This is a genomic window from Variovorax sp. GW822-FHT04A09 (genome assembly GCF_058801005.1).
This window is the reverse complement of sequence record NZ_JBXAMV010000005.1, coordinates 230,698-252,010: the sequence shown is the minus strand read 5'-3', so window position 1 is coordinate 252,010 and position 21,313 is coordinate 230,698. Positions and strand designations below refer to the sequence as shown.

Genomic DNA, 21,313 nt, shown 5'->3' with positions numbered 1-21,313 from the left:
GTATTCATTTCGGGAAACACCGAGGAACCGGCTTTGCCGGGCCTCAGGTGTTGCCCCCGGAAGGGGGTTGGCGAAGCGACACGAAGTGCGCGAAGGCTGGGGGAGAGCCTATTTATTTCATTGCGCACTTGCTGGCGTAGCTGTCGCCGTAGCTTGTCAGCACGGTGTTGATCAGCTTGTTCGTCACCTTGCCTTGCGCGTCCTTGCCGATCACGCGCAGGTAGAAGTTCTCGATGGGGAAGTGGTTGTTGGCGTACTTGAAGGTGCCGCGCGTCGAGGCGTAGCTGGCCTTCTTCAGGGCGGCCACCACGGCCTCGCGGTTCTGCGCGTTGCCGCCCGATTGCTTCACGGCGGCGTCCATCGCGAGGATCGCGTCATAGGCCTGCGCGGCGTACACCGACGGGTAGCGGCCGTTGTATTCCTTGCGGAACGCGGCCACGAAGGCCTTGTTGGCGGCGTTGTCCAGGTCGTGCGCCCAGTGCGAGGTGTTGAACAGGCCGAGCATGGGTTCGCCCACGGCACCGATCACGTCCTCGTCGGCCGAGAAGCCGCTGGTGACGAGCGTGATGTCCTTGGACAGGCCCGCGCCCACGAACTGCTTGATGAAGTTGATGCCCATCGCGCCGGGCAGGAAGAAGTAGATCGAGTCGGGCTTGGCCGCGCGCAGCTGCGCGAGTTCGGCGGCGTAGTCGATCTGGCCCAGCTTGGTGTACAGCTCGTCGGCCACCTGGCCCTTGAACTGGCGCTTGAAGCCGCCCAGCGCATCCTTGCCGGCCGGGTAGTTGGGGGCGATGAGCACGATCTTCTTGAACGCGCGGTCTTGTGCGAACTTGCCGGCGGCCTCGTGGAACTGGTCGTTCTGGTAGGCGGTGCCGAAGAAGTAGGGGCTGCACTGCGCGCCGGCGAACTGGCTCGGGCCGGCGTTGGCCGACAGGTAGGGCACCTTGGCGTTGAACAGCGTCGGGCCCACGGCCAGCGCCACGTTGGAGCCGATGGGGCCGCTGAAGATGTCGATCTTGTCGCGCTGGATCATGCGGTCGACCAGCTGCTTGGCCTGGTCGGGGCTGCCGGCCATGTCGGCCTGCACGAACTCCACGTCCTGCCCGCCGAGCTTGCCGTTCAGCTGCTTGATGCCGAGCGCGAAGCCGTCACGCGCCTCGGCGCCCAACGCCGCGAAAGGCCCCGAGATGTCAAGGGCCAAACCCACCTTGACCGGTGCGGCCACGGCCGACACCGAGGCCCCGAGGGCGGCGCCGCACAGCAGCAGCGAGATCAGGGTGCGCGGCAGCGCGGGCGATTTCAGGAACGTGGGGCGCATCGGGTTCTCCGGCTAGGGAAGGGTTGAGACAACTGAACTGTTGATAGTTAAATACTTTAGCCGTAAACAATTCGGTGTCAACGGTACTAGCACGAATGGTGCCAGTGAACCGTGTCGCCTTCGCCGCGCCGGACCCTCGCGAAAGGTTACGAAAACGTCAACCGAACGGACTTGCGGTGGCGAACCAGAGGCCGATGCCGGTCGCGATGATGAAGGCGCCGTCGGTCACGCCCGCCACCAGGAAGAACTTGGTCTGCAGCGTGTCGACCAGCTCGGGCTGGCGCGTCGTCCCTTCGAGAAACTTCTGGCCCACCAGCGCGATGCCGATGCACGACCCCAGTGCGGCAATGCCGATCAGCAGGGCGACGGCGAGCGGGAGGATGTTGAAGCCGGTCATGGTTTTTTCTCCTGGTTGATGAATCGATGGACCCACTGTTCCAGAACGGGTGCATCGAATCCATGACGCGGGAGGTCATGCGCCAGACGAAAAAAAGGCCGACCGTCGAAACGGCCGGCCTGGGCTCAGGCGCGAAGCGCAGGGCTTAGGGCAGCTGTGTCCAGTTCTGGTTGTTGCCGCCGTTGCAGGTCCAGGTGATCAGCGCCGTGTCCTGCGTGGTCGAACCGTTCGGCACGTCCAGGCACGAGCCCGAGGCGCGGTTGCGCACCGTGCCGCCCACCAGGCTCCACTGCGCCGTGTTGCCCGTCGAGCAGGCCACCTGCACAACAGCCGCGTTCGTGGTCGCCGTGCCGTTCTGTGCCAGGCACAGGCCGCTGTGCTCGGCGATGAACTGCACGTAGCCGCCGGTGACGGGCGTCATCGTGAACTTCTCGTTGCCCGCGTTGCCGCACGGCCATTGCACCGCCGTCGCGCCGCTGGTGGTCGAGGCGCCCTTGATGTTCACGCACATCGTCGGGTTGAGGTCGGAGCGCAGCCGCGTGACCACCGCCGGGGCGGTGTCCTGCGAGCGCACGTACTCGCGCAGCGCCACCACGTCGTTCGCCGGCAGGCTGGAGGCGTTGCCGTGGCCGCCCGCGAGCAGGTCCTGCAGCGTGGCCGCCTGGCCGTTGTGGAAGAACGCGGTGGTGTTCCAGGTGCCCGACAGGGTCGGCGTGTCGAAGCCCACGCCCGCCAGCGGCTGGTTGCTGCCCTTGCCCGACGAGGCCTGGATGGTGCCCACGTCGTGCCGCAGGCCGTCGCGGAAGGTGGCGCCCGTGTGGCAGGTGGCGCACTGGGCCGTGTTGAACACGGTCTGTCCGCGCACCGCGTCCACGCTCAGGCTGCCGTCCGCGGCGCGCGCCGGGCTGCGCATGTACTTGTTGAGCGAACCCAGGTACACGGCCAGGTCGTCCAGCTGCGCGCTCTTGCCGGCCTTCGGGGCGCCCAGCGGGGCCTGCGTGGCGGTCCAGTCGGCATTGCTCAGGAAGCCGGTGCCGCCGAACTCGTTGCGGATGTCGTTCTCGAAGTCCTGCACTTCGTCGAAGTTGGCCGTCCAGTGCAGCTTGCCGTGGCTGGTGCCGCGCCGCCCCTGCAGGCTGATGGTGCGGCGCAGGCCTTCGCCGCGCTGGGTGAAGTCCCACACCATGCCGTCGTCGCCGCCGTCCGCGTGGCAGCTGGCGCAGGAGATGTAGTTGTCCTTGCTCATGCGCCGGTCGGCCGCGTTGTAGAACACCTGCTTGCCGCGCAGCGCCGCGGCCGCCATCGGCTCCTGCGCCACGGTGGCCACGTTCTGCAGGAAGATCGCCGCGTTGGTCTCGGCCGACAGCACCTTCGCCACGTCGTGCACCGACACCGAGCGCGCCAGGAAGTTGTTCACGAACAACCGCTTGCGCGCCGCGTCCAGGTACAGGCCATGCGGGGCACTGCTGGCGTTGATCTCGCCGCGAATCGCGCGGGTGTAACTGTCGACGATGGCGACGCGGTTGCCTTCCATCTGCGCGACGAACAGGTAGTCGCCGGCCGGCGAGTACAGCGCGGCGCGCGCGGGGGCGCGGTCGTCGAAGTCGATCTGCTCGGAGAACACCTCGGCGGCGTTTTGCAGGTTCACCTGCGACAGGATGGAACGCACCGTCTGGTCGTGCGGCAGGTCCTTGCCGTCACGGAAGCGGCCGCGCACGATGTTGTCCTTCTTCGAAGGCAGCACGGCACGCGAGCCGTCGGGCGAGATCACCACCTGGCTCAGGTAGTTGGCCACGCCGCGCGCGCGGCTCTCGGTGTCGACGGTGGTGGTGTCCACCGGCAGCGGGATGGTCTGCAGCGCGGTCAGCGACTGCAGGTTCACCTTGTGCAGCTGGCCGCCCGTCATCTTCGACTTGAAGCGCGTGACGTAGGCCACCTGCGAGTCGGCGCTCACGGCGATGCCGCGCACGCCGCCCTCGAGCGCCAGCGCGCCGGTGGTGGCGCCGTTGCTGGGGTCGAAGCTCATGAGCACCGACTTGCTTTCCAGCGTGAGCAGGCCCTTGGCGCCGTTGGGCGTGAAGGCCACGCCGTAGGGGCCGCTGCCGTAGGCCAGCGGGATCGACACCGACTGCGAGCCGTCGGCGGCGTTGAGCGCCACCAGCTTGTCCTCGCCCTGCACCGCGACCCAGATGCGGCCGTCGGGGCCCACGGCCAGCGTCTTGGCCTCGTCACCCACGCGCACTTCCCACAGCTTGGCAAGGGTCTGCGCGTCGATGGCGGCCACCGTGCCGCTGTCGGGGTTCACCGAGTACACCCGGCTCGCATCGCCCGCGATGTTGGTCGTGTGCGTGGGCGCGGTCGCGGTGACCGGCGCGATGACGGTCACGTTGTAGGTGTAGTAGGTCTCGCGGCCGCTGCTGTCCTTCACCGTCAGGGTCACCGTGTAGTGGCCGGGGGTGGTGTAGGTGTAGCTGGTGTTCGGCTGGTTCGAGAACGCCGTCTGCGTGCCGTTGCCGAAGTTCCAGCGGAACTGCACGCCGCTGGCGCCGAGCGTCGCGGGGTTGAAGCTCAGCTGGCCGTTGACCAGCTTGGGTCCGCCGCCCAGGCCCGGGTCGCCGATGATGGCCTGGCCGCGCAGCGTGTCCACCTCGGCCTGGCCGAGCACGCGGCCGTACACGCGCACCTCGGCCAGCGTGCCCTTGAAGAGCGCGGTGTTGCCCTGGATCTGGCCCATGACCTGGAACTTGGTCGACAGGCCCTTGGTGCCGGTCGGCCCGGTCGACGTGGTCTTCACGCCGTCGACGTACACCGCCTGCGCGCCCGAGGCCGCGTCGCGCGTGAGCACCACGTGGTGCCAGTTGCCGTCGTTCACGGCCGCGGTGGAGGTGGTGCCGCCGTCGTTGCCCACCGAGAGCTTGATGCGCCCGCCGGTGTCCAGCCAGCCCCAGAACACGTCGTCGGTGCCGCCCGACTGGTCACGACCGAAGATGCCGGGCGCGGTCCACGAGTTGGCGGCGCCGGCCTGCGTGGTCTTCATGTAGAAGCTCAGCGAGGCGGTGCCGCCCAGCGCGCTGGCCACGGTGTCGTTCTTCAGCGGCACGCCGGCAGTGCGGTTCGCGAAGTTCAGGCCGATGCTCTCGAACGCGTCGCCGGTGGCGGGCGTGCCGTTGTTGGCGCCGATCTGGTCGCCCAGGTTGCCCGTCAGCGGCCAGTGGTGCATCAGGTTGATGTCGCTGGCGTTGCCGGTGTTGAAGGTGGAGCGGTAGTCGGCGCCGATGGCGTTGCCCGCATAGTCCTTCACGCCGTTGGCCGGCAGGAACACCTCATAGCTCGTGCCCGGCAGCAGCGGCTGCGCGGGATGGAAGTTGACGATGCCCAGCTGCACGCTGTAGGTGCCCGCCAGCGTGTTGCCGCCCACCGGACGCACGATGAAGGTGTTGCTGTTCACGCTCTCCGGCAGGATGTTGTCGGTCATGCCCAGGCCGATGCGCGAGCTGAGGGCCTGCTGCTTCGCACCGTTGGCGGGCGAGACCTGCTTCACTTCGGGCTTGGTGGTGTCGGGGTCCACCGCATGCACGACGAAGCCGCTGCCCGAGCCGTGGTCGTTGCCCACGAAGACGAGGTTGCCGAACATCGCGACCTGGCCGTTGTCCGAATGCGAGAAGTTCGGGTCGTCCTCGCGCAGGATGCTGCCGCGGCCCACCTCCACGTGGTTGAGCGGGTTGCTCACGTCCACCTTGTGGATGCGGGTCTGCGCGCCCTGGATGACGTAGTTGTCCTGCGTGGCGCAGTACAGCTGCTCGTCGATGACGAGCCGGTTGTCCTCGGCCACGAAGCGCGAGCGGTCGCTCAGGTCGTAGCTGTACATCTTGGCGCCGCTGCCGCGTGCCGACGCGTGCACACTCTTGCCGTCGAAGCAGGTCGCGTAATAGAACGGCGTGGCGCCGGCGATGGAATCGAGCACCTTGGGGTTGAGCGGGTCGGAGATGTCCAGGCTCGCGAAACCGCCGTTGCTTTCCATCGCGGTCAGCACCATGTGGTTGCCCATCGTGAAGATCGGGCCGAGGCGGAAGCCGCCGAGTTCGCCGGTGGGCACCGGGTTGGGCTTGCCGGCGCCGCGGTTGGCGACCACCGCGTTCGCGGGGTCCGTCGCGTCGACGATGAACATGCCCCGGCCGGCCGAGGCCACGTACAGGTAGGGCGCCTGCCACCACAGCTGCCAGGACACGTTCTCGTAGTCGCCCGAGTTGACGCCGGGTAACACCAGCTTCTTCACCTGCTTGATGTCGTTGATGTCGGTGAAGTCCCAGAACTCGACGCCGTTGATGCTGGGCAGCACGACGTAGGTCTTGCCGCCGATCTTCGCGGTGCCGAAGGAATGCGTCTCGCGGAACTCCTTGGTGCGGCCGCCTGTCGCGTCATCGGGCTCGTAGATCTTCTTGACGAGCCTGATCTGGCGCGGGTTCGACACGTCGTACAGCAGGAAGCCGCCGGGGCCGAGGCCGCTGTCCGGCGCGAAGGAGGTGAGGAAGTAGCCGTTGACCATGATGCCGGCGTTCATGCCGTAGTCCTTGCGGCCCGGGTACGTGGCGGGCACGTCGCGCGCCTCGTAGGCGTCGCTGTGCGCCGGGTCGAGCGGGTGCGCGGCGCTGGTGATCATCGACACCGGCTTGAACAGTTCCGCCGAGGTGTAGGTGAGGTTGCCCAGGCCCGGCCCTTGCAGCGGGAGCGGGTCGGCCACGACAGCGGCAGCCGCCGTGGCCATCTTGTTCAGGGTCGTCATCGGACTGACCCCGGTGATTGCCGCATGCGTCAGCAATGTGACGCACGGCACCAGGAACGCCATCAGGAAATACCGGATCTTCATCGTCGCCTCCAGGTTGTTTGAAGTTCGCAGGGAACCCTCTTGTCCTTGGTTCTCTCGAGTCACTCGGTCGCTTGCAGGGAAAGCGCACGCGCAGGCGCGCCCCCGGCGGGCAACGCATGCGTTGTCCGCCGTCCACTTCTTCTTCTGTCTTGCTCTCCCGCTGGTTGGCGCCGGCGCCTTCCGCGTGGAAGGCACCGGCGCCTGGGCGCTGTTACTTCACGCCGCCCGATTCGTAGATAGCCCAGGCCGCTTCGGCGCTGGCACCGTCGTGGATCATGGCCATCAGTGCGCTCACCACCGCCGAGGGGTTGGCGTGCTGGTAGACGTTGCGGCCGTACACCATGCCGACGGCACCCTGGTCCAGGAGCACGCGCGAACGCGCGAACACCTGCTGCAGGTCTTCGCGTCCGCCGCCGCGCACGAGCACGGGGCAGCGCGCGGCCTGCACCACGCGGTGGAAGTCGGTGGCGTCGGTGGTCGGGTCGGCCTTGACGATGTCGGCGCCCATCTCGCGCGCCAGGCGCGTGAGCGTGACGATCTTCTCGGCGTCGCCGTCCACCATGTAGCGGCTGGTGGCGGTGGGCGCCTGCATCACCAGCGGCTCGATCATGAGCGGCATGCCGTAGCGGTCGCAGTCGGCGCGCACGCGGGCGATGTTCTGCACGCACTGGCGGAACAGGTCGGGTTCGTCGGGCAGCATGAACAGGTTGACGACCACGCAGGCCGCGTCCCGCTGCACGGCGGGCAGCACCGGGTCGTCCTGGTTCTGCAGCACGGCCCACATCACGCGGTGGTGCACGGCGTTGTAGGGGTTGCCCATGTCCAGGCGCATCACCAGCGCGGGGCGATCGCGCCCGGGCCGGTCCTGCAGCAGGTCGGACTGCCCGTAGTTCAGCTGGATCGCGTCGGGCTTTGCGGCCACGAGCTTGTCGATCACGCCGGGCATGTCCTCCAGGCCGTCCAGGAAGGTGGGTTCGTTGCACACGCCGTGGTCCAGGGCGATGTCCAGGCAGCGGCCGTTGTGCAGCAGGCGGTTGAGCCGCGCGGTCTTGTCTTTCGACATGAAGGAAGAACTCCGTGTTGAGGAAAAAGGAAGGGAAGAAATGCGCGCGCTCAGGCGAGCGCGTCCAGGTGGCGCTTGGCCGCGGCGTCGATCAGCTGCAGGGCCTCGCTGTCGAGCACGACCGCACCGGCGCCGGCGTTTTCAATGGCCTGCTGGCGCACGCGCGCACCGCACAGCGCCACCGAGACGGTGCCGCGGGCCACGGTCCACGCGATCATCATCTGGCCGAACGAGCAGCCCAGGTGCGTGCGCAGCGGCTCCAGCGTGTCGAAGAAGGCCTTCAGCTTCGCGCGGTTGGCCTCGCTGAAGCGCGGGTTGGTGGCGCGCTGGTCGTCGCCCTTGAACTCGCGCGCGGGGTCGATGGGGCCGGCGAGCAGGCCCAGCGCCAGCGACGAGTAGCCCAGCACCGCGACGTTGTGCTCGGCGCACAGCGGCGCCAGCGTGGTCTCGATGCCGCGGTCGATGAGGCTGTAGAGCTCCTGCGCCGCATCGACGGGGCCGTGCTTCAGGTACTCCGAAAGAATCTCGGGCGTCGCGTTGCTCACGCCGATGGCGCGGATCTTTCCCTGCTTCTTGAGCGCCAGCAGCGCGTCCATGGTCTCGGCCACGGGCGTCGTGTGGTCCTGCCAGTGCGTGATGTACAGGTCGATGTAGTCGGTCTGCAGGCGCTTCAGGCTCTCTTCGCATTCATGGAAGATCGAGTCGCGCCCGAGGTAGCGGTACACCGGGTGGCCGTCTTCCTCGAAGAAGTGCGTGCCCTGCTGCGTGTGCCACACCAGGCCGCACTTGGTGGCGATCACGGCCTCGTGGCGACGGCCCTTCAGAGCGGTGCCGACGATGCTCTCGGAGCGGCCCAGGCCGTAGGCCGGTGCGGTGTCGATCAGGTTCACGCCCGCATCGAGCGAGGCCTGGATGGCGATCACGGCAGCTGCGTTGTCGCCGCCGCCCCACATCCATCCGCCCATGGCCCAGGTGCCCAGGCCGATGGCCGAGCTTTCGATGCCCGAGGGGCCCAGGGTGGTTTTCTTCATCTGCGTTGCGCTGCTCATCGCTTGGTCTTTCGGGTGTTCAGGATGTGGTCGATGGTCACGGCCGCGAGCAGGATCAAGCCCTTGATCACGTCCTGCCAGTAAGGCGACACGTCGAGCAGGATCAGCGAGCTGGTCACCACCGACAGCAGCGCCAGGCCGAGCACGGCGCCGAGCACGGTGCCCGAGCCGCCCTTGAGGCTGGCGCCGCCGATCACGGCCGCGGCAATCACGTTGAGTTCCATGCCCATGCCGAAGGTCGGCGTGGCGGCGCCGAAGCGCGCCGTGTAGATCACGCCGGCCAGGCCCGCCGAGGCGGAGCACAGCACCGTGACCCAGAACTTCACGCGGCCCACGCGGATGCCGGCGTACAGCGCGGCCTTCTCGTTGCTGCCGGTGTAGAACACGCGGCGCAGCAGGGTGGAGCGGCGCAGCACGAAGTCGCTCACGATCACGATGGCCAGGAAGATCAGGATCACGGCCGGCACGCCGAACAGCGTGCCCTGGCCGATGAACTTGAACTCGGCTGGCAGCGAGAACAGCGACTGCGGCGTGCCCTGCGTGAGCGCCAGGCACAGGCCGCGCACGATCACCATGAAGGCCAGCGAGGCGATGAAGTGGTTCAGCCCGATGCGCGTGACGCAGCCGCCGATCATGGCGCCGATGAGGCCGCTCGCGCCGATGGCCACCAGGCTCGCGAGCCACGGGTCCATGCCCATGAGAAAGAGCTTGCCGGTCACCACCATCGCGAAGCACACCACCGAGCCCACCGACAGGTCGATGCCGCCGACGATGAGCAGGATGGTCATGCCCACCACCACGATGCCTTCGATGGAGAAGGACAGCAGCATCGCGCGCACGTTGTCCCAGGTGAGGAAGTAGGGCGATGCGAAGCTCATCGCGACGCACAGCGCCACGATGATCAGCACCAGCCCGGCCTCGCGCATGCTCGTGAGCTTGTTGGCCTGCTTCACGGGGTCTCCTGTTCGGCGGGGTTGCAGGGAGCCGGCCGTGGCCGTGGCCGCGGCGCCTGCGTCGATTCTGGTCGGAAAGTTCATGCCATTGCCTCTTCGGGTTCGCAAAGTCCGGAGGCCAGCCGCAGCAGGGCTTCCTCCGTCATCTCGTCATGGGCCAGTTCGCCCGCCAATCGCCCTTCGCGGATCACCAGTGCGCGGTCGCACAGGCCGATGATCTCGGGCAGTTCGGAAGAGATCACCACCACGCCCACGCCCTGGTCGGCCAGGTCGCGCAGGATGTGATGAATCTCGGATTTCGCGCCCACGTCCACGCCGCGCGTGGGCTCGTCCATCAGCAGCACCGCGGGTTGCGTGGCCAGCAGCTTGGCGATCGCCACCTTCTGCTGGTTGCCGCCCGACAGGCTCGACACCTCGATCGCCACGCCGTCCGACTTCAGGTTGAGCTTGGCGCCCAGCTGCACCGCGAGCCGGTGTTCGGTGGCGCGCTGCAGCAGGCCCAGGGCCGAGCTCACGCGGCGCAGCGCCATCGACGAGATGTTCTGCGCGATCGGCAGGTCGAGGAACACGCCGGCCGCCTTGCGGTCTTCGCTGAGGTAGGCGATGCCTTCGCGCAGCGCGTCGCTGTACTTGCGGATGGCGAGCGTCTTGCCGTTCAGGCGCACGGCGCCGCGCCGCGCGGGGCGCAGGCCGCACACGGTCTCGGCCAGCTCGCTGCGCCCGGCGCCCATGAGCCCGGCAATGCCGAGGATCTCGCCACGCTTCAGCGTGAAGGAGATGCCGTGCACGCGATCGTCGTCGGCGATGCCGTCGACTTCCAGCACGGGACCGGCGTTCGCGTCAGCGGCAGCGCCGGCTTGCTTGGGCGGGTAGTAGTTGCCCAGGTCGCGCCCGACCATGCGGCGCACCAGCTCGTCGGGCGTCATGCCTTCGAGCGGGCCGTTGTGCACGTTGCGCCCGTCGCGCAGCACGGTGGCGCGGTCGCAGTGCGTGAAGATCTCGGCCATGCGATGGCTGATGTAGATGATGCCGATGCCCTGCGCCTTGAGGTCGTGCAGCACCCGGAAGAGCGCGGCCGATTCGTTGTCGGTGAGGGCGGCGGTGGGCTCGTCGAGGATGAGCACCTTGCAGTCGAGCGTGAGCGCCTTGGCGATCTCCACCAGCTGCTGGCTCGAAATGCTCAGGTCGCGCACCAGCGCGGCCGGGTCGATGTCCTGGCCCAGGCGCGCCAGCACTGTCGCGGCGCGCGTGTTCAGCGCGGAGAAGTTCATCCACGCCTGCTTGCCGGCGTTGATTTCCGGCATGAAGATGTTCTCGGCCACGGTGGCGTCGGCGCACAGGGCGATTTCCTGGTGCACCAGGCCGATGCCCAGGCGCATGGCGTGGGCGGGGCCGTCGATGACGACCTTCTGGCCGCACAGCACGATCTCGCCTTCGTCGGGCTGGTGGATGCCGTCGATGATGTTCATCAGCGTCGACTTCCCCGCGCCGTTCTCGCCGCACAGGGCGTGGATCTCGCCGGCCTGCAGCGAGAAGTCCACGCCCGAGAGCGCGCGCGAAGCGCCGAAGCGCTTCGCGATGCCGCGCAGTTCAAGCAATGCGGCAGGGGTGCTCACTCGCCGATTCCCTTGGTGCCACGGCGGGCGAGGTACTTGTCCCAGTAGAAGTCGTCGGCGTTGGCCTTGCTGACCACGGCCAGGCCGTTGTCCAGGAAGGGCACCGACATCGGGTTCGTGCCGTTGCGCTTGGCGTCGTTCATCGGGTCGATGAGGCCGGGGTTCTTGGCCAGGAACAGCATCATCATGCCCATGTAGCCCTGCATGCCCTGGTTCGGGTTGATGGCACCGAACACGTCGCCCGACTTGATCATGTCCAGGATCTTGGCGTTGACGTCGCAGCACATCACCTTGATGTTCTTCTTGGTCTCGACCTTGGCCTGCGCCGCGCCGAGCGCCGAGTTGGCTTCGGGCATGAACAGCGCGCCCAGGTTCGGGTTGGCCTGCGCCAGGCTCAGCACGGCCTGGTAGGCCTTGTTCGGGTCCTGGTTGCTGGCGGCGCGACCGACCAGCTTCATGCCCGGGTGCTTGGCCTTCATGCGGTTGACGAAGGCGGCGATGCGGCGGTCGTGGTTGTCCTGGCCCGGGTTCTCGAGCACGGCGTACTCGCCCTTGCCGTTCAGCGATGCGGCGATGGCGTCGGCGGCCTGGTTGCCTTCGCGGTCGTTGTCGGAGGTGATGAACGAGGTGCGCTTGGAGTTGGGCGAGTCGGCCGCGAAGGTCACGACCGGGATGCCCATCGCGGCGGCGCGGTTGATGGGTTCGATGAACGGGTCGGGGTTCATCGGGTGCAGCAGGATGCCGGCGGGCTTGCGCGCCAGTTCCTGCTCGAACGAAGCGAGCTGCTTGTTCACGTCGTACTCCGGCGTGCCGGTGTAGCGGGTGCGAACGCCCAGCGTGCGGCCGAGCTGCTTCATCATTTCGTAGACCGGGAACCAGTACTCGACGCCCGAGACCATCACGTTCATCACGTAGACGTCGCTGGCATTGCCGCGCAGGCCGGCACCTGCCGCGGGGGCTGCGGCTTGCTGTTGCGCGAACGCGCTCGCACCGGCCAGGCCGATACCGGCGGCGGCCGCGGACTTCAGGAAATTACGCCTCATTCTTTGTCTCCTCACGTTGACTGGCAGAGCTTTCGGCCCGCCGTTGCGTGGCGGACCTGTGGACCGTGGTGTCACGACAGTTGTTATGACAGGCTAGAATGTAATGGCGGGCCGTTTCTCCCGATAACTAGGGGAAACGCTACTGGTGACAGCCTTTTTTTCCGCCGAAGCTGTTATGACATGAAGACCAAAATACTGATCGGCATCGACATGGGCTCGAGCAGCCTGAAGGCGCTGGCCCTGGACGCGGGGAGCGGGCGCAGCCTGGCCGTGTCGCGCCTGCCCCTGCGGCATGCGCGGCTGCCCGGCGGCGGGTGCGAGGTGAGCGCGGCGGCGATCCGCGCGGGGCTGACCCACGTGCTCGGCGACGTGGCGCGCCAACTCGGCCCGCGCGCCGCGGACGTGTGCGCCATCGGCTGCACCGGCCACGGCGCAGGCCTGTACGCCCTCGATGCACACAACGAACTCGTGGGCGGCCGCGCCGTCGCCTCCACCGACCAGCGTGCCGATGCGCGCGCGCTCGCCCTCTCGGCACGCCACGGCGACCGGCTGTTCGCCGACGTCGGCTGCCGCCCCTGGCCCGGCCAGCCCACGGTGATCGCGGCCGAGCTGCTGGGCGCCGACGCCGTGCAGCGCGGCGAACTGCACCGCCTGCTGTTTGCCAAGGACTACCTCGGCTTCCTGCTGACCGGCGAGATCGCCACCGACGCGAGCGATGCCAGCACCGCCGGCCTGCTCTCGCTGGCCACCGGCGACTGGTCGCCCCTGGCCTTCGAGGTCGCGGGCATCGACGGCCTCGGGCCGCGTGCCTTCGGCCCGCTGGTGCCCAGCGGCCAGACCATGGGCCGGCTGCGCGCGGCCGAGGCGGCGCTGTGCGGCCTGCCCGCCGGCATTCCGGTGGCGATGGGCGCCATCGACCTGCTCGCCTCGATGACCGCCATCGGCGCTGAAGACCGCGGCCGCGCCGTGTCGGTGCTGGGCACGTGGTGCGTCAACGCCGTCATCGGCCCGGTGATTGACCCGCAGCCCGAGGTCGCCGCGCTCGTCAACTTCGGCCGCACGCGCGAGCGCCTGTACATGGAGAACAGCCCCTCGTCGATGGCCAACATCGCATGGCTGGCCGGCGCGCTCGGGCTGCCCGATGCGCGCGCCGTGGTCGACCTGGCCATGGGCGTGCCGCTCGGTGCGAACGGCCTGCGCTTCCTGCCTTTCATCAATGGTGGGGGCGGCATCACGGCCGGCTTCGTCGGGCTCAAGAGCCACCACACGCCCGCCGACATGGCGCGCGCCGTGGTCGATGCCGTGGCCGCGCTGCATGCGCGCCACACCGCGCGCCTCGCGTCGCAGGGCCTGCCGGTGTCGGCCTCCAGCGTGCTGGGCGGCGGCGCCAGCGATGCGCGCCTGGTGCGCCTGCTCGCGGCGCTGCTGGGCCACCCGGTCGAGCGCTGCGCCGACGACGAAACCGGCGCGCGCGGCGCCGCCCTCTATGCCGCGATGTCGCAGGACCTCGACGACGCGGGGCCTGCCAGCCCGCTGCGCGCGCCCTGCGAACTCATCGAACCCGACGCGCGTGACGCGCGGGCCCATGCCGATTTCAACGCCGAATTCAACGAACTGATCGATCGCATGTCTCCTGTCTTCAACCATCTGTCGGGCGGTGCGTCATGAGCGCGTGGCAACTGCCTTTTGTCCGTCCGGCTTCGCTGGAGGGCCGCCATTTTTCGACGGTGATCGTCGGCGCCGGCATCAACGGCGTGGGCGTGTTCCGCGACCTGTCGCTGCAGCGCGTCGATTGCCTCATCGTCGACAAGGGCGACTTCGGCGCCGGCGCCAGCAGCGCGCCCTCGCGCATGATCCACGGCGGCCTGCGCTACCTGGAAAACGGCAGCTTCTCGCTGGTGGCCGAGGCCACGCGCGAGCGCAACCTGCTGCTGCGCAACGCGCCGCACCTGGTGCAGCCGCTGAAGACCGTGGTGCCGCTGTCGAGCTTCTTCGGCGGGCTGCTGAGCAGCGCGCTCAAGTTCTTCGGCCGCACGCCGCCGCAGCGCACGCGCGGCCTGCTGGCCGTGGCCGCGGGCCTGCGCCTGTACGACCTGCTGGGCCGCCGCCAGCGCGTGATGCCGGGCCACCGCATCAGCCGCGTGCCCACCAACGACCGCCGCCTGTTCCGCGCCGCCATCCGTTGGACCGCCACCTTCTTCGACGCCTGGATCAGCCATCCCGAGTGGCTGATCCTCGAACTCATCGGCGACGCCTGCCGCGACCAGCCGCGCTCGGCCGCGGCCAACTACTGCCGCGTCACGGGCTGCGCGGGCAACATCCTCACGCTGCGTGACGAGATCACCGGCGCGCTGGTGCGCGTCACGGCCGACACCGTGGTGAACGCCACCGGCGCCTGGCTCGACCGCAGCGCGGCCGTGCTCGGCGGCGCCGGCCCGCGCGTGATGGGCACCAAGGGCTCGCACCTCGTGCTCGACCACCCGGCACTGCGCGACGCGCTCGAAGGCCGCATGGCCTACTTCGAGGCGGTGGACGGGCGCGTGTGCATCGTCTACCCCTTCCTCGACCGCGTGCTGGTGGGCTCCACCGACATCCCGGTGGAAGACCCCGACCAGATCGTCACCGAGCCGGCAGAGATCGACTACCTCATCGACGTGCTGCGCGAGGTGTTCCCGAACATGGCCTTCGACCGCCAGCACGTGATCTACACCTACGTCGGCGTGCGCCCGCTCGCGCGCTCCGACGCCGACAAGCCGGGCCAGATCTCGCGCGACCACTCGGTGGTGGTCGACCCGCCGAGCGCCACGCGCGACGTGCCCATCGTCGGCCTCGTGGGCGGCAAGTGGACCACCTTCCGCGCCCTGGCCGAAGAAGCCACCGACCACGTGCTGCGCCACCTGGGCCGCTCGCGCACCGCCTCGACCGAGTCGCTGCCCATCGGCGGCGGCGCCGAGCTGCCGGCCGACGCGGCCGCCATCGAGCGCTTCATCGACAAGATGACGGCCGGCTCGGGCCTGGGCCGCGCGCGCGCGCTGGGCCTGCTGCGCCGCTACGGCTCCAAGGCGCTGCCGCTGGCGCAGCGCCTCGCGGCCTCGGGCGACACGCCGCTGCGCCACGCGCCCGAGTACTCGGCGGCCGAGCTCTCGTACCTGTGCATGGAGACCGGCGTCGTGCACCTGGACGACCTCGTGATCCGCCGCACGCTGCTGGCCATCCGTGGGCTGGTCACCGACGACGCGCTCGCCGAGATCGCCGGCGTGGCCGCCGAAGCCCTCGGCTGGGACGCGGCCCGCGCCCACCAGGAACTCAGCGCCTGCGCCGCCGCATTGCGCGAGCGGCATGGCGTGCGCCTGCAGCCGGTGGCGGCCAATGAGCCGGCGCCTTCCGCTTTCGATGCATCATTGATGGCCAGCCCCGTCCTCGGCCCGACCTAACGTGACCCTTTCCACCGCCCCCGACACCGTGTCGACGACCTCGCTCGACCGCAACTCCGAATCGCCGCTGTGGGCGCAGTTCCGCGACGCCATCCGGCTGCAGATCCTGCAGGGCGTGCTGCCCATCGGCGCCAAGCTGCCGTCCGAGGCCGAGCTGGGCGAGCAGTTCGGCATCTCGCGCATCGTGGTGCGCGAGGCGCTGGCCGACCTGGTGCGCAACAACCTCATCTACAAGATCAAAGGGCGCGGCGCCTTCGTGTCGGCGCGCGAGCGCGACGAAGATTTCGTGTCCACCGTGCTGGGCTTTTCCGACGAGATGGAACGCAAGGGCCGCTCGGTGCGCACGCAGATCCTCGTGCAGGAGTTGCGCGCCGCCACCGCGCAGGAAGCCGCCGCGCTCGGCCTCACCGAAGACGCGCAGGTGGTCGGCCTCAAGCGCCTGCGCAGCGTCGACGGCGAACTGCGCCTCCTGGTCGAGACGGCGGTGCCGGCCGACCTCGCGCCGGGCCTGCACCGCACGCGGCTGGACGACCGCTCGCTGTACGACGTGCTGCGCCGCCAGTACGGCGTGCGGCTGGTGCGCGCCGAGCGCTGGATCGACGCCGTGCTGCCCGATGCGGAAACCTGCCGCCTGCTCGACCTGCCGCAGCCCGAGCCGCTGCTGCGCATCGAATCGATCGCCTACGGTGCCAACGGCCGGCCGCTGGAGCACTACCGCGCGCTGCACCGCTGCAAGACCAGCCGCCTGCACGTGCAGACGACGACCTGAGCTCAGGCCTTCGCGCTGCTGCTGCTGCTGCGTGAAGGCAAGAGCACCGAGGCGATGGCGACCATCATCAGCGCCACCGCCACCCAGTCCTGCCAGTGCACGACCTCGCCGAGCCACACGGCGCCGCTGAACACGCCGAGCACGGGAATGAACATCACGCTCAGGGTCGAGGCCACCGGCGGCAGGCCGCGCGCCAGGTAGAACCAGGCTGCGTGCGCGAAGCCGAAGATCAGCACCGCGTTGTAGGCGATCGATCCCCAGGTCACGGCGCCCGGCGAGCGCCATTGGTCGCGTTCGAACAGCAGCGACAGCACCGTCATCACCACGGCCGTCATGGCCGTCATCCAGAACGAGAGCGTGAGCGTGGGCAGGCCGATGCGCGTGTGGCGCAGCAGCTGCGTGCCCAGCGCCCAGGTGGCGGCGGCCACCAGCGCCAATGCCACGTAGCCGGGGCGGCCGGCGAAGTCGGTGAGCTCGTGCCACAGCAGCAGCCCGACGCCGATGGCGCAGGCGCCCACGCCGGTCCATGCGCGGCGCGTGAGCACGGCCGAGAACAGCAGCGCGCCGATGACGGCGGAGAACACCGGCATCGTGTAGCCCAGGATCGCGGCGCGCCCGCCCGAGAGCGCCTTCACCGCCAGGATGATGCAGGCGTGCCAGACGAACATGTTGGTCGCGCCCAGCCACACCAGCTCGGGCCAGGCGCTGCGCGGCACGCGGAACGGCACCTTCATCACCACCAGCGCGATCGCCAGCACAGGCACGCCCAGCCAGATCGAAATCGCGCGGAAGGCCAGCGGCGGGTAGTCGGCTACGCCGAGCTTCATCACCGGCCAGTTGAAGCCCCACGCGAGGGTGAGGAGCACGAGAAGAACGAACTGGCGCGGGGTGAAGGAAGGCATGGGCCGCGATTGTGGCGCGGCCCGTGCATTCGTGCTGGCGGCGCGGCTACAGCAGGCGCTTCAGGTAGCGCCCCGTGTGGCTCGCCTCGTTCGCTGCGATGTCTTCCGGCGTGCCTTCGCCCACCACCGTGCCGCCGCCGGCACCGCCCTCGGGGCCCATGTCGATGAGCCAGTCGGCGGTCTTGATGACGTCCAGGTTGTGCTCGATGACGACGATGGTGTTGCCCGCGTCGCGCAGCTGGTGCAGCACCTTGAGCAGCAGCTCGATGTCCGCGAAGTGCAGGCCGGTGGTCGGTTCGTCGAGGATGTAGAGCGTGCGGCCCGTGTCGCGCTTGCTGAGTTCGAGCGCGAGCTTCACGCGCTGCGCCTCGCCGCCCGACAGCGTGGTGGCCGACTGGCCGAGCTTGATGTACGAGAGGCCCACGTCGAGCAGCGTGCGCAGCTTGCGCTCGATGGTCGGCACGGCTTTCAGGAACTCGTGCGCGGTCTCGACCGTCATCTCGAGGATTTGCGCGATGTTCCGGCCCTTGTACTGGACCTCGAGCGTCTCGCGGTTGTAGCGCTGGCCGTGGCAGACCTCGCAGGGCACGTACACGTCGGGCAGAAAGTGCATCTCGACCTTCACCACGCCGTCGCCCTGGCAGGCCTCGCAGCGGCCGCCGGCCACGTTGAAGCTGAAGCGGCCCGGGCCGTAGCCGCGCTCGCGCGCGGTGTTGGTCTCGGCCATCAGCTCGCGGATCGGCGTGAAGAGGCCCGTGTAGGTGGCCGGGTTGCTGCGCGGCGTGCGGCCGATGGGCGACTGGTCGACGTTGATGACCTTGTCGAAATACTCGATGCCCTCGACCGACTCGTGCGCGGCCGGCTCTTCGTGCGCGCGGTACAGCGTGCGCGCCACGGCGGTGTAGAGCGTGTCGTTCACCAGCGTCGACTTGCCCGAGCCCGACACGCCGGTCACACAGGTCAAGAGGCCCACGGGGAAGGCCACGCTCACGTTCTTCAGGTTGTTGCCGGTGGCGCCGACCACGCGGATCTCCTGCAGGTCGGTCTGCGAAGCCAGATGGGCCGCCTCACGCGCGGCGCGGCGTTCGGCCGCGGGGCTCTGCGGAAAGCGCGAGGGTTTCTTGCCTTCGTTGAAGGCCGGCTTCTTCACGGCCGGCAGCCAGGCGGTGCGGTGCTTGGGCACCTCGATCTTCTTCACGCCCGAGAGGTACTGGCCGGTGAGCGACTCGGGGTTGGCCGACACCTGGGCGTAGGTGCCCTGCGCCATCACGCGCCCGCCGTGCACGCCGGCACCGGGGCCCATGTCGATCACGTGGTCGGCGGCGTGGATCATGTCCTCGTCGTGCTCGACCACGATCACGCTGTTGCCGATGTCGCGCAGGTGCTTCAGCGTGCCGATGAGGCGGTCGTTGTCGCGCTGGTGCAGGCCGATGCTGGGCTCGTCGAGCACGTACATCACGCCCGTGAGGCCCGAGCCGATCTGCGACGCGAGGCGGATGCGCTGCGCCTCGCCGCCCGAGAGCGTCTCGGCGCTGCGGTCCAGGCTCAGGTAGTTCAGGCCCACGTCGTTCAGGAACTTGAGGCGCAGGCCGATCTCGCGCACCACCTTGTCGGCGATGTCGGCCTTGGCGCCGCGCAGCTTGAGCGTGCTGAACCAGGCGTAGGCGTCGCGCAGCGTGAGGTGGCTGAGCTCGAAGATCGCCATGCGCGGCGGCTCGCCGCCGTTCGCGCCCACGTGCCCGGCATCGTCCACCAGGAACACGTTGCGCGCCTCGCGCCGCAGCCGCGAGCCGCCGCAGTCGGGGCAGGGCTGCTGGTTGCGAAAGCGCGCGAGGTCTTCGCGCACCATCACCGAGTCGGTCTCGCGGTAGCGCCGCGTCATGTTCGGGATGATCCCCTCGAAGGGGTGCTTCTTCGTGAGCTTCTTGCCCGCGAAGTTGCCCGACTCCATGGTGTAGTTGAACTTGATCTCTTCGCCGCCCGAGCCGTGCAGCAGCGTCTGCTGCACCGAGGCCGGCAGCGACTCGAAGGGCGCGTCGACGTCGAACTTGTAGTGCTTGGCGACGCTCTCGACCATGCTGAAGTAGTAGCCGTTGCGGCGGTCCCAGCCCTTGATGGCGCCACTGGCGATCGACAGCGACGGAAACGCCACCACGCGCACCGGGTCGAACACCTCGCGGTGGCCCAGGCCGTCGCAGCTGGGGCAGGCGCCCACGGGCGAGTTGAACGAGAACAGGCGCGGCTCGAGCTCCGACAGCGAGTAGTGGCAGATCGGGCAGGCGAACTTGGCGTTGAACAGGTGCTCCTTGTCGGGCGCCCCCGCAGCGCCATCGGCGCTGCCTTCCGGCTTTGCGCCCAGCTCCAGCGCAATGGCGCGGCCCTCGGCCAGGCGCAGCGCGGCCTCGAAGCTCTCGGCCAGGCGCTGCTGCATGTCGGGGCGCGCACGCAGGCGGTCGATGACCACGTCGATGTCGTGCTTCTCGGTCTTCTTGAGCTTGGGCAGGTCGTTGTATTCGTAGGTCTGCCCGTCGACGCGAAAGCGCACGTAGCCGGCGGCCTGCATCTCGGTGAAGAGCTCGAGGAACTCGCCTTTTTTCTCGCGGGCCACGGGCGCCAGGATCATCAGCCGCGGCTCGTCGGGCAGGGCCAGCACCGCGTCGACCATCTGCGACACCGTCTGCGCCTGCAGCGGCAGGTGGTGGTCGGGGCAGAAGGGCGTGCCGGCGCGGGCGTACAGCAGGCGCAGGTAGTCGTGGATCTCGGTCACCGTGCCCACGGTCGAGCGCGGGTTGTGGCTGGTGGCCTTCTGCTCGATGCTGATGGCGGGCGACAGGCCCTCGATCACATCGACGTCGGGCTTGTCCATGAGCTGCAGGAACTGCCGCGCATAGGCCGAGAGGCTTTCCACGTAGCGCCGCTGCCCCTCGGCATACAGCGTGTCGAACGCCAGGCTCGATTTGCCCGAGCCCGACAGGCCGGTGATCACCACCAGCTTGTTGCGCGGGATGTCGAGATCGACGTTCTTCAGGTTGTGGGTGCGCGCGCCGCGGATGCTGATGCGCTGCTGGGCGAGCAGGGCGCCAAGGTAGGCGTCACGCTCCGGGGTGTCTTCAGTGGTGGGTGAATTCAAGGGGTGCGGTCGTCCGAGGGCAACCGGACATGATAGAGGGGCTGGCTCCGCCTGTCATGACCAGGGGATGGACGGCGGCGGACGCCCCCGCCCAGGCTGGCCGGCGCCGGGCCGATTTCGGCTCAGGCAGAATGGAGGGTTCCTCTCAACCTCCTCCTTCATCTACTTATCAGGGGCAGTGCATATGGCATCGGTCAATAAAGTCATCGTCGTCGGCAACCTGGGGCGCGACCCCGAAATGCGGACCTTCCCGAGCGGCGATCAGGTCGCAAACGTCACCGTGGCCACCACCGATCGCTGGAAAGACAAGCAAAGCGGTGAGATGCGCGAAGCCACCGAATGGCACCGCATCGTGTTCAACGGCCGCCTGGCCGAAATCGCCGGCCAGTACCTGCGCAAGGGCTCGCAGGTGTACGTCGAAGGCTCGCTGCGCACGCGCAAGTGGACCGACAAGGACGGCATCGAAAAGTACACCACCGAAATCCGCGCCGACCAGATGCAAATGCTGGGCAGCCGCCAGGGCCAGGGCGGCCCGTCGGGCGGTCCGGAAGACGACGGCGGCTACTCGCAAGGCGGCGGCGGTGGTTATTCGCAAGGTGGTGGTGGTGGCGGCGGTGGCGGCTACGCCCCGCGTGCTCCCGCAGCCGCACCGCGTGCCCCGGCACCGGCGCCGCGCCAGGCTCCGGCCAAGTCGTCGTCGGGCTTCGACGACATGGACGACGACATTCCGTTCTGAAACCGGCTCCTTGAGCTTTTCAATGAAGGCCTGCCT

General features: G+C 68.7%; 14 protein-coding genes. 4 read left to right on the top strand and 10 right to left on the bottom strand.

The window, feature by feature from the left end; all coding sequences use genetic code 11:
- Positions 1–112: 112 nt before the first annotated feature.
- From AC1RLW_RS24525 to AC1RLW_RS24490, 8 genes are all read right to left on the bottom strand, one after another.
- Positions 113–1,318, bottom strand: a complete 1,206-nt coding sequence (locus AC1RLW_RS24525; RefSeq protein WP_493195471.1) for an ABC transporter substrate-binding protein — start codon at positions 1,316–1,318, stop codon at positions 113–115.
- Between the two features lie 157 nt (positions 1,319–1,475).
- Positions 1,476–1,715, bottom strand: a complete 240-nt coding sequence (gene atpE, locus AC1RLW_RS24520; RefSeq protein WP_062476044.1) for a F0F1 ATP synthase subunit C — start codon at positions 1,713–1,715, stop codon at positions 1,476–1,478.
- Positions 1,716–1,860: 145 nt separating this feature from the next.
- The gene (locus AC1RLW_RS24515) at positions 1,861–6,582 is read right to left on the bottom strand and encodes an Ig-like domain-containing protein (RefSeq protein WP_493195470.1); all 4,722 of its coding nucleotides are present in this window, start codon (positions 6,580–6,582) and stop codon (positions 1,861–1,863) included.
- 211 nt (positions 6,583–6,793) lie between these two features.
- Positions 6,794–7,645 carry a class I fructose-bisphosphate aldolase gene (locus AC1RLW_RS24510; protein WP_095950695.1) on the bottom strand — a complete coding sequence of 284 codons (852 nt, stop codon included), beginning with the start codon at positions 7,643–7,645 and terminating at the stop codon, positions 6,794–6,796.
- 50 nt (positions 7,646–7,695) lie between these two features.
- Complete coding sequence (locus tag AC1RLW_RS24505) at positions 7,696–8,676, bottom strand: aldo/keto reductase (protein WP_172438467.1); 981 nt, start codon at positions 8,674–8,676, stop codon at positions 7,696–7,698.
- 14 nt (positions 8,677–8,690) lie between these two features.
- Positions 8,691–9,731, bottom strand: a complete 1,041-nt coding sequence (locus tag AC1RLW_RS24500) for an ABC transporter permease (protein ID WP_070063424.1) — start codon at positions 9,729–9,731, stop codon at positions 8,691–8,693.
- Positions 9,728–11,263, bottom strand: a complete 1,536-nt coding sequence (locus AC1RLW_RS24495) for a sugar ABC transporter ATP-binding protein (RefSeq protein ID WP_493195469.1) — start codon at positions 11,261–11,263, stop codon at positions 9,728–9,730. Before AC1RLW_RS24495 ends, AC1RLW_RS24500 begins: the two co-directional genes overlap by 4 nt.
- Positions 11,260–12,306 (bottom strand): substrate-binding domain-containing protein, encoded by a 1,047-nt coding sequence (locus tag AC1RLW_RS24490; protein WP_056584185.1) that lies wholly within the window; start codon positions 12,304–12,306, stop codon positions 11,260–11,262. Before AC1RLW_RS24490 ends, AC1RLW_RS24495 begins: the two co-directional genes overlap by 4 nt.
- A gap of 180 nt (positions 12,307–12,486) precedes the next feature.
- Here AC1RLW_RS24490 and AC1RLW_RS24485 point away from each other — a divergent pair, with 180 nt between their 5' ends.
- Genes AC1RLW_RS24485 through AC1RLW_RS24475 form a run of 3 tightly spaced genes read left to right on the top strand, consistent with a single transcriptional unit; the run spans position 12,487 to position 16,509 of the window.
- Positions 12,487–13,974 carry an FGGY family carbohydrate kinase gene (locus AC1RLW_RS24485; protein WP_493195468.1) on the top strand — a complete coding sequence of 496 codons (1,488 nt, stop codon included), beginning with the start codon at positions 12,487–12,489 and terminating at the stop codon, positions 13,972–13,974.
- Positions 13,971–15,740: a glycerol-3-phosphate dehydrogenase/oxidase gene (locus AC1RLW_RS24480; RefSeq protein ID WP_493195467.1), complete on the top strand. Its 1,770-nt coding sequence runs from the start codon at positions 13,971–13,973 to the stop codon at positions 15,738–15,740. Before AC1RLW_RS24485 ends, AC1RLW_RS24480 begins: the two co-directional genes overlap by 4 nt.
- A gap of 1 nt (position 15,741) precedes the next feature.
- Positions 15,742–16,509: a GntR family transcriptional regulator gene (locus tag AC1RLW_RS24475; protein WP_172438465.1), complete on the top strand. Its 768-nt coding sequence runs from the start codon at positions 15,742–15,744 to the stop codon at positions 16,507–16,509.
- Between the two features lie 2 nt (positions 16,510–16,511).
- On the opposite strand, the gene AC1RLW_RS24470 is transcribed toward AC1RLW_RS24475, so the two are convergent.
- Both AC1RLW_RS24470 and uvrA read right to left on the bottom strand, forming a co-directional pair.
- Positions 16,512–17,411, bottom strand: coding sequence for a DMT family transporter (locus AC1RLW_RS24470; RefSeq protein ID WP_493195466.1), 900 nt, complete (start codon positions 17,409–17,411; stop codon positions 16,512–16,514).
- A 46-nt stretch (positions 17,412–17,457) separates the two neighbouring features.
- Positions 17,458–20,541: an excinuclease ABC subunit UvrA gene (gene uvrA / locus AC1RLW_RS24465; RefSeq protein WP_447740396.1), complete on the bottom strand. Its 3,084-nt coding sequence runs from the start codon at positions 20,539–20,541 to the stop codon at positions 17,458–17,460.
- Between the two features lie 184 nt (positions 20,542–20,725).
- Here uvrA and ssb point away from each other — a divergent pair, with 184 nt between their 5' ends.
- On the top strand, positions 20,726–21,277 hold the full coding sequence (gene ssb / locus AC1RLW_RS24460) for a single-stranded DNA-binding protein (RefSeq protein ID WP_493195465.1): 552 nt from the start codon (positions 20,726–20,728) through the stop codon (positions 21,275–21,277).
- Positions 21,278–21,313 lie beyond the last annotated feature (36 nt).

Bases quoted from the DNA above. Each gene is read 5' to 3' on its own strand.
- ssb (WP_493195465.1), top strand. From the start codon at position 20,726: ATGGCATCGGTCAATAAAGTCATCGTCGTCGGCAACCTGGGGCGCGAC.
- AC1RLW_RS24470 (WP_493195466.1), bottom strand. From the start codon at position 17,411: ATGCCTTCCTTCACCCCGCGCCAGTTCGTTCTTCTCGTGCTCCTCACC.
- AC1RLW_RS24480 (WP_493195467.1), top strand. From the start codon at position 13,971: ATGAGCGCGTGGCAACTGCCTTTTGTCCGTCCGGCTTCGCTGGAGGGC.
- AC1RLW_RS24525 (WP_493195471.1), bottom strand. From the start codon at position 1,318: ATGCGCCCCACGTTCCTGAAATCGCCCGCGCTGCCGCGCACCCTGATC.
- atpE (WP_062476044.1), bottom strand. From the start codon at position 1,715: ATGACCGGCTTCAACATCCTCCCGCTCGCCGTCGCCCTGCTGATCGGC.
- AC1RLW_RS24500 (WP_070063424.1), bottom strand. From the start codon at position 9,731: ATGAACTTTCCGACCAGAATCGACGCAGGCGCCGCGGCCACGGCCACG.
- AC1RLW_RS24485 (WP_493195468.1), top strand. From the start codon at position 12,487: ATGAAGACCAAAATACTGATCGGCATCGACATGGGCTCGAGCAGCCTG.
- AC1RLW_RS24515 (WP_493195470.1), bottom strand. From the start codon at position 6,582: ATGAAGATCCGGTATTTCCTGATGGCGTTCCTGGTGCCGTGCGTCACA.
- AC1RLW_RS24490 (WP_056584185.1), bottom strand. From the start codon at position 12,306: ATGAGGCGTAATTTCCTGAAGTCCGCGGCCGCCGCCGGTATCGGCCTG.
- AC1RLW_RS24505 (WP_172438467.1), bottom strand. From the start codon at position 8,676: ATGAAGAAAACCACCCTGGGCCCCTCGGGCATCGAAAGCTCGGCCATC.
- AC1RLW_RS24510 (WP_095950695.1), bottom strand. From the start codon at position 7,645: ATGTCGAAAGACAAGACCGCGCGGCTCAACCGCCTGCTGCACAACGGC.